This window comes from Haloarcula taiwanensis (genome assembly GCA_002844335.1).
GTDB lineage: Archaea > Halobacteriota > Halobacteria > Halobacteriales > Haloarculaceae > Haloarcula > Haloarcula taiwanensis.
Map to the genome: position 1 here is coordinate 773,517 of CP019154.1, position 14,459 is coordinate 787,975.

Annotated in this window: 15 protein-coding genes; all 15 read left to right on the forward strand. The window is 65.4% G+C overall.

All coding sequences use genetic code 11. The features are described from left to right. Window positions 1-4 precede the first annotated feature (4 nt). The 15 genes from BVU17_04065 to BVU17_04135 all read left to right on the forward strand — a co-directional run bounded on the left by BVU17_04065 (window position 5) and on the right by BVU17_04135 (window position 14,457). The gene (locus tag BVU17_04065) at window positions 5-205 is read left to right on the forward strand and encodes a DNA-directed RNA polymerase subunit N (GenBank protein ID AUG46735.1); all 201 of its coding nucleotides are present in this window, start codon (window positions 5-7) and stop codon (window positions 203-205) included. Then, window positions 202-375: a DNA-directed RNA polymerase subunit K gene (gene rpoK / locus BVU17_04070; GenBank protein ID AUG46736.1), complete on the forward strand. Its 174-nt coding sequence runs from the start codon at window positions 202-204 to the stop codon at window positions 373-375. The genes BVU17_04065 and rpoK overlap by 4 nt, the downstream gene beginning before the upstream one ends. Before the next feature lie 2 nt (window positions 376-377). Continuing rightward, the gene (locus BVU17_04075; protein ID AUG46737.1) at window positions 378-1,583 is read left to right on the forward strand and encodes a phosphopyruvate hydratase; all 1,206 of its coding nucleotides are present in this window, start codon (window positions 378-380) and stop codon (window positions 1,581-1,583) included. Next, window positions 1,580-2,395, forward strand: coding sequence for a 30S ribosomal protein S2 (locus tag BVU17_04080; protein ID AUG46738.1), 816 nt, complete (start codon window positions 1,580-1,582; stop codon window positions 2,393-2,395). Before BVU17_04075 ends, BVU17_04080 begins: the two co-directional genes overlap by 4 nt. Before the next feature lie 101 nt (window positions 2,396-2,496). Next, entirely contained in the window at window positions 2,497-2,880 is a 384-nt protein-coding gene (locus BVU17_04085) for a hypothetical protein (GenBank protein AUG46739.1), read from the forward strand. 55 nt (window positions 2,881-2,935) lie between these two features. Then, window positions 2,936-3,319, forward strand: coding sequence for a hypothetical protein (locus BVU17_04090; GenBank protein ID AUG46740.1), 384 nt, complete (start codon window positions 2,936-2,938; stop codon window positions 3,317-3,319). A gap of 60 nt (window positions 3,320-3,379) precedes the next feature. Then, entirely contained in the window at window positions 3,380-4,717 is a 1,338-nt protein-coding gene (locus BVU17_04095; protein ID AUG46741.1) for a cytochrome P450, read from the forward strand. A 198-nt stretch (window positions 4,718-4,915) separates the two neighbouring features. Next, complete coding sequence (locus tag BVU17_04100; GenBank protein ID AUG46742.1) at window positions 4,916-5,899, forward strand: mevalonate kinase; 984 nt, start codon at window positions 4,916-4,918, stop codon at window positions 5,897-5,899. Beyond that, window positions 5,896-6,648, forward strand: coding sequence for an acetylglutamate kinase (locus tag BVU17_04105; GenBank protein AUG46743.1), 753 nt, complete (start codon window positions 5,896-5,898; stop codon window positions 6,646-6,648). Before BVU17_04100 ends, BVU17_04105 begins: the two co-directional genes overlap by 4 nt. Window positions 6,649-6,809: 161 nt before the next feature. Beyond that, window positions 6,810-8,327: a hypothetical protein gene (locus BVU17_04110; protein ID AUG46744.1), complete on the forward strand. Its 1,518-nt coding sequence runs from the start codon at window positions 6,810-6,812 to the stop codon at window positions 8,325-8,327. A gap of 264 nt (window positions 8,328-8,591) precedes the next feature. After that, a complete protein-coding gene (locus BVU17_04115; GenBank protein AUG48832.1) occupies window positions 8,592-9,938 on the forward strand; it encodes a ribonuclease J in 1,347 nt (448 codons plus the stop codon). Window positions 9,939-9,942: 4 nt separating this feature from the next. After that, entirely contained in the window at window positions 9,943-10,983 is a 1,041-nt protein-coding gene (locus BVU17_04120; protein AUG46745.1) for a phosphoesterase, read from the forward strand. 94 nt (window positions 10,984-11,077) lie between these two features. Further along, window positions 11,078-12,007, forward strand: coding sequence for an arsenic-transporting ATPase (locus BVU17_04125; GenBank protein AUG46746.1), 930 nt, complete (start codon window positions 11,078-11,080; stop codon window positions 12,005-12,007). Between the two features lie 183 nt (window positions 12,008-12,190). Next, entirely contained in the window at window positions 12,191-13,930 is a 1,740-nt protein-coding gene (locus tag BVU17_04130; protein AUG46747.1) for a glutamate--tRNA ligase, read from the forward strand. 155 nt (window positions 13,931-14,085) lie between these two features. Then, window positions 14,086-14,457, forward strand: coding sequence for a molecular chaperone Hsp20 (locus tag BVU17_04135; protein AUG46748.1), 372 nt, complete (start codon window positions 14,086-14,088; stop codon window positions 14,455-14,457). Window positions 14,458-14,459 lie beyond the last annotated feature (2 nt).

Below are 14,459 nucleotides of genomic sequence, written 5' to 3' on the forward strand. Positions count from 1 at the left end.
AGGTATGATGGTACCGGTTCGGTGTTTCACGTGCGGTAACGTCGTCGGCGAACACTGGGAGGAGTTCAAAGCACGCACCCGCGAGGCCGAGGAGCCAGAGGACCCGGAGAAGGTCCTCGACGAACTCGGCGTCGAGCGGCACTGCTGTCGCCGGATGCTCGTCTCGCACAAAGACCTCGTCGACATCGTCTCACCCTACCAATGAACGCACAGGAAAGCCGCTACGAGAAGGCCCGCAAACTCGGCGCACGAGCGCTGCAGTTGGCCCACGGTGCTCCCGTGCTCATAGAGACGGAACACACCCAGCCGATACTCATCGCCGCCGAGGAGTACGACGCTGGCGTCCTACCGTTTACGGTCAACAGGAGTGACTAACGATGACGCTCATCACTGACATCCGACTCCGCCGCGTCCTCGACTCCCGCGGGAACGCGACCGTCGAGGCCGACGTTCTCACCGAGAGTGGGGGCTTCGGTCGTGGCAAGGCACCGAGCGGCGCAAGCACGGGCGAGTACGAGGCCATCGAACTCCCCGCCAACGAGGCCATCGCCAACGCCCGCGAGGAAGCACTCCCGCGGCTCATCGGCGAAGTCCACGCCGGGAACCAGCGCGACGTCGACGCGGCGCTCCACGCCGCTGACGGTACCGACGACTTCTCCGGTATCGGAGCCAACAGCGCCGTCGCCATCTCTATGGCGGCCGCGAAGGCCGGTGCCGACGTGCTCGGCGCGCCGCTGTACCAGCACCTCGGCGGCACATTCCGGGGCAACGAGTACCCGACGCCGCTGGGCAACATCATCGGTGGCGGCGAGCACGCCGCGGACGCGACCAACATCCAGGAGTTCCTCGCGGCCCCTGTCGGCGCACCGAGTGTCGAGGAGGCCGTCTTCGCCAACGCTGCGGTCCACCAGGAGGTCCACGACATTCTGGCCGACCGCGACCTGCCAGCGGGCAAGGGCGACGAAGGCGCTTGGGCACCGTCCGTCTCGGACGACGAAGCGTTCGAGATCATGGACGAGGCCGTCGAAGCTGTCGCCGACGACTTTGGCTTCGCAATCTCCTTTGGCCTTGACGTCGCCGGCGCGGAACTCTACGACGACGAGGCGGACGGCTACGTCTACGACGACGGCGTCAAATCCACCGAAGAGCAGATCGAGTACATCGCCGGGAAGGTCGAGGAGTACGACCTCGTCTACGTCGAGGACCCCCTCGACGAGAACGACTACGAGGCCTTTGCGGACCTGACCGCACAGGTCGGGGACCAGACGCTCGTCTGTGGCGACGACCTGTTCGTTACGAACGTCGAGCGCCTGCAGGCCGGTATCAACGCCGACGCCGGGAACTCCATCCTGATCAAGCCGAACCAGATCGGGACGCTCACCGACGCCGTCGACGCCATCGAACTGGCGACGGCAAGCGGCTACGAGTCCGTCGTTTCCCACCGCAGTGGTGAGACGGAAGACACGACAATTGCACACCTCGCTGTCGCCACTGACGCACCGTTCATCAAGACCGGCGCGGTCGGCGGCGAGCGCACAGCCAAGCTGAACGAACTAATCCGTATCGAGGACAACGCAGTATGAGCGGCAACGAAAAAGAAGGTCTCGACGCGTCCGATTCCGACTTCGACCCGTCCGAGGAGGACGACGAAGCGGTCGACGCGGAGACCGAAACGGAAGCCGAACAGCCCGCCGACGACGCCGAAGAGGCGACAGAGGCCGAACCAACTGACGAAAACACAGACGCCGACGAAGCGGCTGACGAGGCCGCCGGTCCACAGCTGGACGAGGACGTCATGCCCGACGAGCAGTCGGAGGCCGACCTCCTCATCCCCGTCGAGGACTACCTCGGCGCTGGTGTCCACATCGGGACCCAGCAGAAGACCCAGGACATGGAGCGGTTCATCCACCGCGTCCGGACCGACGGGCTGTACGTGCTGGACGTCTCGATGACCGACGAGCGTATCCGCACCGCCGCGGACTTCCTGGCCAACTACGAGCCGGAGCAGATTCTGGCCGCGTCGTCGCGCCAGTACGGCCGGTTCCCGGCCGAGAAGTTCGCCGAAGCCATCGGGGCGCGCGTCCGCACCGGCCGGTTCATCCCCGGCACGCTGACCAACCCCGACTACGACGGCTACATCGAGCCGGACATCGTGGTCGTCACTGACCCCATCGGTGACGCCCAGGCCGTCAAGGAGGCCATCACGGTCGGCATCCCGGTCATCGCGATGTGTGACTCCAACAACACCACGTCGAACGTCGACCTGGTCGTCCCGACGAACAACAAGGGGCGCAAGGCGCTGTCGGTCGTCTACTGGCTGCTGGCCAACGAGACGCTCGACCGCCGCGGTGCCGAGCCGACGTACGGACTCGACGACTTCGAGTCCGACCTCTAACGTCGCTGAACTGTTTCGTTTTCCGGCCCGCTGACCCACGAGTGACAACGCCGGTGTCGCCAACACAAGACCTACCACGGGGCCCGGAGTACCACCGGGAAATGGGAGAGGGAGACACGTTCGTCAACGCCGTCATCGGTGCCGTCGCGACCGCACTTCTGAGTGGGTTCGTCCCGCTCGCGCCGCTGCTCGGCGGTTGCATCGCCGGCTATCTTGAAGGGGGTGAGCGAGACGACGGAGTCCGCGTCGGACTGCTCTCGGGCGTCGTCGGGCTGGCGATTTCGCTAGTCTTCTTCGTTGTCGTGTTCGTCTTCCTGGCCGCGTTCCTGGCGGTCGTTCCCGAGGCGCTCGGTGTGTTCGGCGCGGCGGGCTTGTTCGTGCTCGTCCTGGGAACGATCACGGCGGCCGCGTATTTCCTCGGATTGAGCGCGGTCGGCGGCTGGCTGGGCAACTACGTCAAGTATGACACGACGTTCGGCGACTGACAGCCCGAAACTGTCGGTAACTACATCAATCGAGAGCGCACTACGAGCAACGCGTATGCGTGAGTCGGTGACCAACGCTGGTATCGGGGCACTCGTCACGATTGCGCTGTCGTTCGTTCCCTTTTCGTCGGTGGCTGGCGGCGCAGTGGCCGCGGCGAACCACGGCAGCGGCGGCTACCGGACGGGGCTCTGGCTGGGAACGCTTGCTGGCGTCTGTGCGATGGTTCCCTTGCTCGCGCTCTTCCTCCCGGCGCTGTACATCGCCGGCCTCCTCGGGTTCGGGATTCCACCCGGCGCACCGGGGTACGACCTGTTTCTGGCGCTCGTGTTCAGCTTCTTTCTGCTGTACACTGTCGGGCTCAGCGCCCTCGGTGGCCTCGGCGGCGTCTGGGTATCGGTACACACCAGCTGGGACATAGACGCCGACCGCTGGCTCTGAACCGCGCGCTTCCAGCCATTTGGCACACCATTCAAGCGTGTTCGACACTAACAGTAGTCGATGTCAAAGACGCCGCCCGGACCGAAGGGCGAACCGCTGTTCGGCAGTAGTCGCACGTACGCTCGGGACCCGTTCCGGTTCATCTCAGCGCTGGAGCGGGCCTATGGTGATGTTGCCCGCTTCGACATGGGGCCGATGGATACGGTCATGCTGTGTGACCCAACGGCAATCGAGCGGGTACTGGTTTCAGAGGCCGAGCGGTTCCGCAAACCCGACTTTCAGGGAGATGCGCTCGGGGACCTGCTGGGAGACGGACTGCTGTTGAGTGAAGGCGAAACGTGGGAGCAGCAGCGAAAGCTCGCCAATCCAGCGTTCTCGATGGCTCGACTTTCGGGGATGGCTGACCGCATCACCGGCCACGCGGAGGACCGCATCGCCGACTGGTCTCACGGCGATGTTATCGACGCCGAGCAGTCGATGACCCGAGTGACGCTGGACGTGATCTTGGACCTGATGATGGGCGTCGAACTCTCCGAACAGCGAGTCCGCACAATCGAGGAACAACTGTTGCCACTGGGCCAGCGGTTCGAGCCCGACCCCATTCGGTTCGCCATGCCACAGTGGATGCCGATGCCTGACGACGCCGAGTTCAATCGCGCCGTGCGGACGCTGGACGAGGTGCTGGACGACATCATCGAGGTCCGCGAGGACTCGGTCGGGACAGCTGAAGACGGTCCGATGGACTTCCTGTCGGTACTCCTGCGTGCCCGCGACGAGGGGAATCAGTCGCCCGAGCAACTGCGCGATGAGATGATGACAATGCTGCTTGCGGGCCACGACACGACGGCGCTGACGCTGACCTACACCTGGTTCCTGCTGTCGGAACACCCTGAAGTCGAACAGCGAGTCCACGAGGAACTGGACGATGTTGTCGGCGACGACCGGCCGGGGATGGAACACGTCCGCGAACTGGACTACCTCGAATGGGTAATTCAGGAAGCGATGCGACTCTACCCGCCCGTGTACACCATTTTCCGGGAGCCGACAGAGGACGTGACGCTGTCCGGCTACGATGTCGAGGCCGGGACGACGCTGATGGTTCCACAGTGGGGCGTCCACCGATCCGAACGGTTCTACGACGACCCCGAGTCGTTCGACCCGGAGCGCTGGAAGCCCGAGCGAGCGAGCGAGCGGCCGCGGTTCGCCTACTTCCCGTTCGGTGGCGGCCCGCGTCACTGCATCGGGAAGCACCTCGCAATGCTCGAAGCACAGCTCATCACCGCAACGACGGCCAGTCAGTACCGACTGGAGTTCCAAGGCGAGACGCCGCTGGAGTTGCTACCGTCGCTGACTGCCCATCCCCGGCAGGAAATGTCGATGCGAGTGCAGGAGCGGTAGCGCGGACTCCGACGGGACTACTCCGACGTCACTGTTGCCTCCCGCAGTGGGCGCTCTACGTGACCGTCGGCGAACTGTCCGGCGGCGGCATCCGCCTCGACTTCGCCGATGTCGACACCGTTTCTGCATCGTATTCCGACAGCCGTCCTGACCATCGACTCCGAAAACGCCTAACGCCCTGGGTGCACACGGGCGGGTATGGTCACGTCGAGCGCTCCCGGAAAAGTGTATCTGTTCGGGGAGCACGCAGTCGTCTACGGCGAGCCGGCGGTGCCCTGCGCCATCGAGCGGCGGGTGCACGTGACGGCAACTGAAATCGACGAGGGGTTACGCATCCACGCAAATGACTTGCAACTGGACGGTTTTACCGTCGAATACTCCGGTGACGGAGAGAGCCATCCAGACGTGGACGTCGCTGAATCGCTTGTCGAGGCTGGCATGGGATACGTCAACGAGGCGGTGGCACAGGCCCGCGACGCGGCCGACGCGCCGGATGCGGGCTTCGAGATCTCTGTTGAGGGCGACATCCCGCTCGGCGCGGGGCTGGGGTCGTCGGCCGCGCTCGTCGTCGCGGCGATAGACGCGGCAACCAGAGAACTCGGCGTCGAACTGCCGGCGAGCGGAATCGCCGACCGCGCCTACCAGGTCGAACATGAGGTACAGGACGGGCAAGCCTCGCGGGCGGATACGTTCTGCTCAGCCATGGGCGGGGCGGTCCGCGTGGAGGGCGACGACTGCCGGCGGCTGGACGGCATCGACACGCTCCCCTTCGTCATCGGTTACGACGGCGGGGCCGGCGACACCGGGGCGCTGGTTGCCGGCGTCCGAGACCTCCGCGAGGAGTACGACTTCGCCGCCGACACCGTCGCGACAATCGGCGATATCGTCCGCGAGGGCGAGGCGGTGCTGGGAACGGGCGACTACGAACGGCTCGGGGAGCTGATGGATTTCAACCACGGCTTGCTTTCGGCGCTGGGCGTCTCCTCGCGGTCGCTGGACTCGATGGTGTGGGCGGCCCGCGACGCTGACGCACACGGCGCGAAACTCACCGGGGCCGGCGGCGGCGGCTGTATCGTCGCACTGGACGAGACGGACGACGCACTCACGGCGCTGAAGTACACGCCGGGGTGTGAGGATGTCTTCCGGGCCGAACTGGACACCGACGGGGTCCGGCAGGAATGACGGTCGTCCTCAAACTCGGGGGGAGTGTCATCACACAAAAAGACGAGCCCGAGACGGTCGACCGGGCCGCCCTGTCGGACGCGGTGTCTGCCATCGCCGAGTCGGCGGTCGGCGACGACATCGTCGTCGTTCACGGCGGCGGGAGCTTCGGTCACCATCACGCCGCCGAATACGGCGTCAGCACGACCGAAGGGACCCACGACGGTGACGGTGTCCGGGCTATCCACGGGGCGATGTGTCGGCTCAACGCCGCTGTCGTTGAAGCACTCACTGACGCGGGTGTGCCGGCGGTTCCGGTCCACCCGTTCTCGGCGGCCGCACGCGACGCCGACGGCGGCCTCTCCCTGCCGACGGCACAGGTCACGACGCTTCTCGGTGAGGGGTTCGTCCCGGTTCTCCACGGTGACCTCGTCGCACACGCCGGTGCGGGCGCGACGGTCCTGAGCGGCGACGAACTGGTCGTCGAACTCGCGCCGGCCGTCAACGCCGACCGCGTCGGCGTCTGCTCGACTGTTTCCGGCGTTCTCGATGACGACGGGACAGTCATCGACCGTATCGAGACGTTCGAGGCCGTCGCATCGGCACTGGGCGAGAGCGAGGCGACGGACGTGTCGGGTGGGATGGCCGGCAAAGTACGTGCGCTGCTTGCGCTCTCCGCCCCTGCCCTCGTGTTCGGTCCCGATGCGTTGCCGGCCTTTCTCGCCGGCGAGAGTCCGGGGACGACCATTGCTGGTGGAGACGCCGACTGACTTGTCGTCAACAGCCCCGTCCCAGGGCACGCTGTAGTCGATGTCGACCCAAGACTTGCTGCTGAAGCGGTATCACTGCTTGACTTCGGCAGACTGGTAGCTTAAATATCACTTCAGCAACTGTCGTAACATATTTGTCCTCTGTTAGCAATTATGCGACTATGTCTGCAGTAGGTCTGACCGACGTCTATCGATACGGAACGAGGTTTCTTGGGACATTGCTTGTCGTCGCCGGCGTCGGTGGCGGCCTCATCGCTGCAGGGTACGTGTTGATACAGAACGGCTCGCTCCGCTCACTTTCGGGGACCGCGGGCTATCGTGCGGTACTCGGCATTGTCGTCGGTGCGCTCGGTGGGCTCCTGTTGCTCTCCGGCTTGCTTGGCCTGACTCACAAGCTCATCGCCGACGCGACGATGGCGGGTACGCTCGCGGCACAGACAGCACAGCGTGATGCGGGCGATGTGCCAGCTGCCAGTTCCTCAGCGAGCGACCAGACAGCGACTGGCACTGTCGAAGGTAACGCTGCGCCCGCTACCGAATCGACTTCGAAGTCCGACGAGCCCACGCCGGAGCCGGCTGAGTCTGATCCGGCGGTTTCACAGAGCACCGGTCCGGCTGCTGCCCCGACGGCTGTCGAGCCGGCGACTGACCAGTCCGAAGTGTCGGAACCGGTCGCTGACTCCGAGCCAAACGCCGACCCAGCCGGTGAATCGGGAATCCACGCGCCCGAACAGCACCACTCCGACCAGTCTGACACAGCAGCGCCGTCTGCTACGTCCGAGACTGCGGCGACCGGGACTGATGACACTGCGGTGTCGGCGGCCGACGAGAATCCGCCGGCGGATGCTGACTCGGTGACGGCCGCTGAGCCGGTGGCAGACGATGTGCCGGCGACAGATACGGACCGTCGTGATGCCGATGACACTCCGGAACCACCGTCGGCCGACGAGACGATGGCCCCGGCGACAGATGGAGAGACAGCCCCGGCAGCGCAGGATGACCAGATATCGGAGCCACAGCCAGCTGAAAACGCTGCCGGACCAGAATCTCAGACAGTGGACGACACCACTGCGGAGCCATCTCCGGCGGAGTTCCCCGACGATTCGGACCCGGTCGCACCTCAGTCCGAACCCAGCGAGCAGTCGGACCGTGATTTGCTCGCTGAGGACGCCACCGAAGAACCCGAACCGAGTACGGAACCACAGGAATGGACGCCGCCGGACCCTGCGGAGTTCGACACGCAGAGCGAGGACCCCGCGGCGGCTGACGACTGGGAAGGGGACGAGCCAGCACCGGCCGACGACTGGGAAGGGGACGAGCCAGCACCGGCCGACGACTGGGAAACTGAACCCGAAGCCGATACCGAACCCACTGGCGTCGACTCAGCCGGTGCTGACGAAGCGGATCAGCACGACGCCGTGACTCGAGACACCCGACTACTCGATGAAGCTGGTGAGACGGACACGTCCGGTGGCCCACGGACGACGGACGACCTGTTCGGTGGCGCTGATACCGAACACTCTGGAACCGACGCTGACGAGAGCGTGCAGGGCGAGTCGAAGTCACAGGACACAGAGACGACCGCTGATGATGACTCGACGCTCGCGGACGACGGTGTCACTGGCTTCGATGTCTCCGGTGATGACGACCCGCTCTCGGACCCCTTAGACGACGAGTAGCGACGAACCCACACCGTTTTAAGAAGCGCCGTTGTAGACCGACGTAACCGAGCGCACGGCCGCCCGTGGACTGCGGTTCGGCGGCCGGCAGACGGCGGATGTAAGTTGCGGGACGGAAGTCCCTCCCACTGCGGTTGCACAGGCTACGGGCGTACCCGACTGGCCTGGAGCGCCGACGCGGACGAAGTCGCCTACATTGCAGATACCGTCGTTGCCGTGCCCCACCGGATGCCCGCGGCCGGCTTTCCACTCGGAGCTACAACCATGGAAGTCGAAATTGCGACAATTGGCGGTTACGAGGCTGTAGGCCGACAGATGACGGCCGTCCGTGCAGGGGACGACGTCGTCATCTTCGACATGGGCCTGAACCTCTCGAAGGTACTGATTCACGACAACGTCGAGACGGAACGGATGCACTCGCTGGACCTCATCGACATGGGTGCCATCCCGGACGACCGGGTCATGTCCGACCTGGAGGGCGACGTGAAGGCTATCGTGCCGACACACGGTCACCTCGACCACATCGGCGCGATATCCAAGCTCGCCCACCGCTACGACGCACCTATCGTCGCGACGCCGTTTACTATCGAACTCGTCAAACAGCAGATCAAGAGCGAGGAGAAGTTTGGCGTCCAGAACGACCTCGTCAAGATGGACGCCGGCGAGACGATGTCCATCGGCGAGCGCAACGAGCTTGAGTTTGTCAACGTCACTCACTCCATCATCGACGCCATCAACCCAGTCCTCCACACGCCGGAGGGTGCGGTCGTCTACGGACTTGACAAGCGGATGGACCACACGCCGGTCATCGGCGACCCGATCGACATGAAGCGGTTCCGAGAGATCGGCCGCGAAGGCGAGGGCGTCCTCTGTTACATCGAGGACTGTACGAACGCGGGCAAAAAGGGCCGCACGCCTTCCGAGTCCGTCGCGCGTCGCCACCTCAAGGACGTGATGGACAGCGTCGCCGACTACGACGGCGGCATCGTCGCGACGACGTTCTCCTCGCACATCGCCCGCGTGAAGAGCCTCGTCGAGTTCGCCGACGACATCGGACGCCAGCCGGTGCTGCTGGGCCGCTCGATGGAGAAGTACTCCGGGACAGCGGAGCGACTGGACTTCGTCGACTTCCCGGAGGACCTCGGGATGTACGGCCACCGCAAGTCCGTCGACCGGACGTTCAAGCGCATCATGAACGAGGGCAAGGAGAACTTCCTCCCCATCGTCACCGGCCATCAGGGCGAACCGCGCGCGATGCTCACACGCATGGGCCGGGGCGAGACGCCCTACGAGCTAGACGACGGCGACAAGGTCCTGTTCTCGGCCCGGGTCATCCCGGAGCCGACCAACGAGGGCCAGCGCTACCAGTCCGAGAAGCTCCTGGGCATGCAGGGCGCACGCATATACGACGATATCCACGTCTCGGGCCACCTCCGCGAGGAAGGCCACTACGAGATGATCGACGCGCTCCAGCCGAAGAACATCATCCCGGCCCACCAGAGCCTCGAAGGGTTCGCACCGTACGTCGACCTCGCGGAAGACATGGGCTACAAAGCCGGACGGGACCTCCACATCACCCGCAACGGCAACATGATCAAGCTCACCGAGTAAATCGATGTCCGAACGCCATCAGCAGGTCGAAGACGCGATTGTCGCCCGACGAGACCGGGTCAACGACGCTCTCCCGGAGGACCTCCCGGTGCAGAAACCGGACCACCTCTACGAGGCGTCGCGGTACCTGCTGGACGCGGGCGGGAAACGGCTCCGCCCGACGGTCCTGCTGCTGGTCGCGGAGTCGCTGCTCGACGTCGACCCGCTGACGGCAGCCTACCGTGACTTCCCGACGCTCGAAGGCGGGCGGGCCGACGTGATGTCGGCCGCCCTCGCTATCGAGGTCATCCAGACGTTCACGCTCATCCACGACGACATCATGGACGACGACGCGCTCCGGCGCGGGGTGCCCGCCGTCCACAAGGAGTACGACCTCTCGACGGCGATTCTCGCCGGCGACACGCTGTACTCGAAGGCGTTCGAGTTCCTGCTCGATACGGGCGCGGCCCCCGAGCGGACCGTCGCCGCGAACAAGCGGCTCGCGACGACGTGTACCCGCATCTGCGAGGGCCAGTCGCTCGACATCGAGTTCGAGCAACGCGACGTGGTCACGCCCGAGGAGTACCTGGAGATGGTCGAACTCAAGACGGCCGTGCTGTACGGCGCGGCCGCCTCGATTCCGGCCACGCTGCTGGGGGCCGACGAGGAGACTGTCGACGCCCTGTACAACTACGGGCTCGACGTGGGGCGGGCGTTCCAGATTCAGGACGACCTGCTGGACCTGACGACCCCCTCGGAGAAGCTCGGCAAGCAGCGGGGCTCTGACCTCGTCGAGAACAAGCAGACGCTCGTGACGCTGCACGCCCGCCAGCAGGGCGTCGACGTCGGCGAACTCATCGACACGGACTCCGTCGAGGCGGTCTCGGAGGCCGAAATCGACGCCGCCGTCGAGCGCCTGCGGGAGGTGGGCTCCATCGAGTACGCCCGCCAGACCGGGCAGGACCTCATCGCGAGCGGGAAGCAGAACCTCGAAGTCCTGCCGGACAACGAGGCCCGCTCCCTGCTCGAAGGCATCGCCAACTACCTCGTCGAGCGCGACTACTGAGGGCCTTCACTGGCCCGTTCTCCGGTCCGGTCGTCTACCCGACCTCGATAGCTGCTGGTCAGCAACTAAGACGCGTCGCTCCCTAGCGACGCCCGTGACTCGATTCGTCCTCTACGGCGGCAAGGGCGGCGTCGGCAAGACGACGGTGGCGGCGGCGACCGGCCACCGGTTGGCAGCGGCGGGCCACGAGACGCTCGTCGTTTCGACAGACCCCGCACACTCGCTTGGCGACGCCGTCGAGGCCGAGGTCAGCGGCGACCCGACGGAAATCCGGCCGGGGCTGTGGGGCGTCGAGGTGGACCCACAGACCGGCATCGACCGCTACCGCTCGCTGTTCGAGGCGCTGGCGGCGGAGTTCTCCGACGCCGGCATCCGGATGGACGAGGACGAGGTCGCGGAGCTGTTCACCTCCGGCGTGATGCCCGGCAGCGACGAACTGGCGGCCATCGAGGGCATGGCGACGTACGTCGAGAGCGACCGCTGGGACCGCGTGGTGTTCGACACCGCGCCGACCGGCCACACGCTCCGCCTGCTGGACCTCCCGTCGGTGCTCGACCGCGGCGTGGCGACGGCGATGGACCTCCGCGACCAGGTCCGTCGAAAGGTCAACACCGCCCGGACGATGATGTTCGGCCCGATGGCGCGTCGCCGCGACGACGGCCCGGACGACTTCACGGCGATGCGTGAGCGGATGGAGCGGGTCGGCACAGTGTTGCGGGACCCCGACCGGACCGCGTTCCGCGTCGTCACCATCCCCGAGACGATGGCCGTCCGCGAATCCGAGCGGCTGGTCGAGCGACTCCGCGAGTTCGAGGTCCCGGTGACGACGCTCGTGGTGAACAAGGTCATCGAGGACGCCGGCGACTGCGAGCGCTGTCGGGGCAAGCAAGCAGTACAGGACGAGGCCATCGAACAACTGCGGACGTCGCTGTCGGACCTGGACCTGTGGACGGTTCCCGACCAGTCCGGCGAGGTGACCGGGGTTGAGGCGCTGGAGAAGATAGGGGCGCATATAGCTGGGTAAAAGAAACGATGGGTGGAGACGAGCATCCGCCGGCGAAGCCGGCGGTTCACGGGCCCGAACAGCGTGGGGGCTCCGCTTTTTCGCCCACGTTTTTCGAGGAGCGGTTCGCGCGGTCAGCGCGAACCCGACGCTGAAAAAGGTGGTCCGACGGCGTTTTGACCCTCCCAGTCGCAGGTCCCGGTAATGGACGACGAGCTGCGAGACCGAATCACGGAGGCGGCGGAGACGAACGCCCTCCTCAACGCGGTCAAACACGATAGCGAGGCACAGGTCGGCGCAATAATGGGCCCGCTCATGGGCGAGAACCCCGAGTTCCGCGAGTACGGCGACGAGATTCCGGGCGTCATCGCTCCGGTCGTCGAGCGGGTCAACGGCATGGACGCCGACGAGCGCCGCGAGCGACTGGCCGAACTCGCCCCCGCGAAGCTCGAAGAACTGGAAGCCGAAGACGAGGGTGAGGACCACCCGCTGCCGGACCTGCCCAACACAGAGGAGTACGACACCGTGCGGATGCGGGTCGCGCCCAACCCTAACGGCCCGTGGCACATCGGCCACGCGCGGATGGCCGCCGTCGTCGGGACGTACAAGAAGCGCTACGACGGGGAGTTCATCTGCCGCTTCGACGACACCGACCCCGAGACCAAGCGGCCGGATCTGGACGCCTACGACGCGATACTGGACGCAATCGACTATCTGGGCTTCGAGCCCGACGATGTGGTGAACGCCAGCGACCGCGTCGAGACGTACTACGAGCACGCTCGCGACCTCATCGAGTTGGGCGGGGCCTACACCTGCTCGTGTCCCCAGGGTGAGTTCTCCGACCTGAAAAACAGCGGCGAGGCCTGTCCTCACCGCGAGAAGGACGCCGAGACCACCCGCGAGGAGTTCGAGGCGATGGTCGACGGCGAGTACGAGAGCGGCGAGATGGTCCTGCGGGTCCGCACCGACATCACCCACAAGAACCCGGCGCTCCGGGATTTCGTGGCCTTCCGGATGATCGACACACCACATCCACGCGAGGCGGCCGAAGAGTACCGCTGCTGGCCGATGCTGGACTTCCAGAGCGGGCTGGACGACCATCTGCTCGGCGTGACCCACATCATCCGCGGCATCGACCTCCAGGACTCCGCGAAGCGCCAGCAGTTCGTCTACGACTACTTCGGCTGGGAGTACCCCGAGGTCATCCACTGGGGCCACGTCCAGGTCGATGCCTACGACGTGCCGCTGTCCACGTCGAGCATCGCTGAACTCATCGCGGACGGCGACCTCGCGGGCTGGGACGACCCCCGCGCGCCGACCGTCGCCAGCCTCGAACGCCGGGGCATCCGCGGCGAGGCCGTCGTCGACGCGATGATTCAACTGGGCACGTCCACCTCGAATGTCGACCTCGCGATGTCCTCCATCTACTCGAACAACCGCGACCTTGTCGACGACGCCTCGGACCGGGCGTTCTTCGTCCGGGACGACGAGGCTCACGGCGGCCTCGTTGAGCGCCAGGTCGTCGGCGGTCCCGAGGCCGGTGAACCGCCGCTCCACCCCGACTTCGAGGAGCGTGGCCGCCGCGAGATTCCGGTGACCAGTGGTGTTGCCGTCGAAGGCGACGACTTGCCGGGACACGGCGAACGGGTCTGGCTCAAGGGATACGGCTGCGTGCGCCACACTCGTGACGCCTTCGAGTACACCGGCGACGACATTGACGCGGTCCGCGAGGAGGGCGTCGACGTGATTCACTGGGCACCGGCCGACGGCCCACGCCTCCGCCTCCGGACAATGGACGGCGACGTGTCAGGTGTGGCGGAACCCGGCCTGCTCGATTACGACGCCGACGAGGTCGTCCAGTTCGAACGTATCGGGTTCGCCCGCCTCGACGAGGTCGCGGACGACCCGGACGCGGAGTCCGTCGCGTACTTCGCACATCCCTGACACGCGCGAGTCGCCGGTCCCGCTGGCCTGACTCCGGCCTCTGTACCGTAACGGTTCGCTTACGTTCTAGCTGTTGTGTGTTATCATTTATCAAAATTAGTAAGATTTTTTACGAACCACAACACTAGTGTCAAATGGATACGAGGTGATGGCCAATGGCCCTGCCAACGACCACACCGAGTTCCTGGATGCGCAGCTTTGACCTTCCGTCCCGCTTGTTCGAAACAGGTAGCGACGACTACGAACTGTACGAAGAGGACGACGAGTTCGTCCTCAACGTCGAACTCCCGGGTTTCGACGTCGGGGACATCGACGTCTCCTGGGACGACGGCATGCTGAACATCGCTGCCGAGCGCGAGGACGAACAGCGAGGCGAGCGTCGGACGTACCACCGACGCTTCCGGTTCCCGAAGCGCATTGACGACGAGGGTATCGCTGCGAACTACACGAACGGTATCCTCGAAGTGCGTCTGCCTGTCGAGGCAGGCGCGACGGCCCGCGGCAAGCAGATAGAGGTCGAAGGCTAACC

What these genes read in the sequence shown, in the direction of transcription:
- BVU17_04065 (AUG46735.1), top strand. Translation starts at nt 5, where the DNA reads ATGATGGTACCGGTTCGGTGTTTCACGTGCGGTAACGTCGTCGGCGAA.
- rpoK (AUG46736.1), top strand. Translation starts at nt 202, where the DNA reads ATGAACGCACAGGAAAGCCGCTACGAGAAGGCCCGCAAACTCGGCGCA.
- BVU17_04075 (AUG46737.1), top strand. Translation starts at nt 378, where the DNA reads ATGACGCTCATCACTGACATCCGACTCCGCCGCGTCCTCGACTCCCGC.
- BVU17_04080 (AUG46738.1), top strand. Translation starts at nt 1,580, where the DNA reads ATGAGCGGCAACGAAAAAGAAGGTCTCGACGCGTCCGATTCCGACTTC.
- BVU17_04085 (AUG46739.1), top strand. Translation starts at nt 2,497, where the DNA reads ATGGGAGAGGGAGACACGTTCGTCAACGCCGTCATCGGTGCCGTCGCG.
- BVU17_04090 (AUG46740.1), top strand. Translation starts at nt 2,936, where the DNA reads ATGCGTGAGTCGGTGACCAACGCTGGTATCGGGGCACTCGTCACGATT.
- BVU17_04095 (AUG46741.1), top strand. Translation starts at nt 3,380, where the DNA reads ATGTCAAAGACGCCGCCCGGACCGAAGGGCGAACCGCTGTTCGGCAGT.
- BVU17_04100 (AUG46742.1), top strand. Translation starts at nt 4,916, where the DNA reads ATGGTCACGTCGAGCGCTCCCGGAAAAGTGTATCTGTTCGGGGAGCAC.
- BVU17_04105 (AUG46743.1), top strand. Translation starts at nt 5,896, where the DNA reads ATGACGGTCGTCCTCAAACTCGGGGGGAGTGTCATCACACAAAAAGAC.
- BVU17_04110 (AUG46744.1), top strand. Translation starts at nt 6,810, where the DNA reads ATGTCTGCAGTAGGTCTGACCGACGTCTATCGATACGGAACGAGGTTT.
- BVU17_04115 (AUG48832.1), top strand. Translation starts at nt 8,592, where the DNA reads ATGGAAGTCGAAATTGCGACAATTGGCGGTTACGAGGCTGTAGGCCGA.
- BVU17_04120 (AUG46745.1), top strand. Translation starts at nt 9,943, where the DNA reads ATGTCCGAACGCCATCAGCAGGTCGAAGACGCGATTGTCGCCCGACGA.
- BVU17_04130 (AUG46747.1), top strand. Translation starts at nt 12,191, where the DNA reads ATGGACGACGAGCTGCGAGACCGAATCACGGAGGCGGCGGAGACGAAC.
- BVU17_04135 (AUG46748.1), top strand. Translation starts at nt 14,086, where the DNA reads ATGGCCCTGCCAACGACCACACCGAGTTCCTGGATGCGCAGCTTTGAC.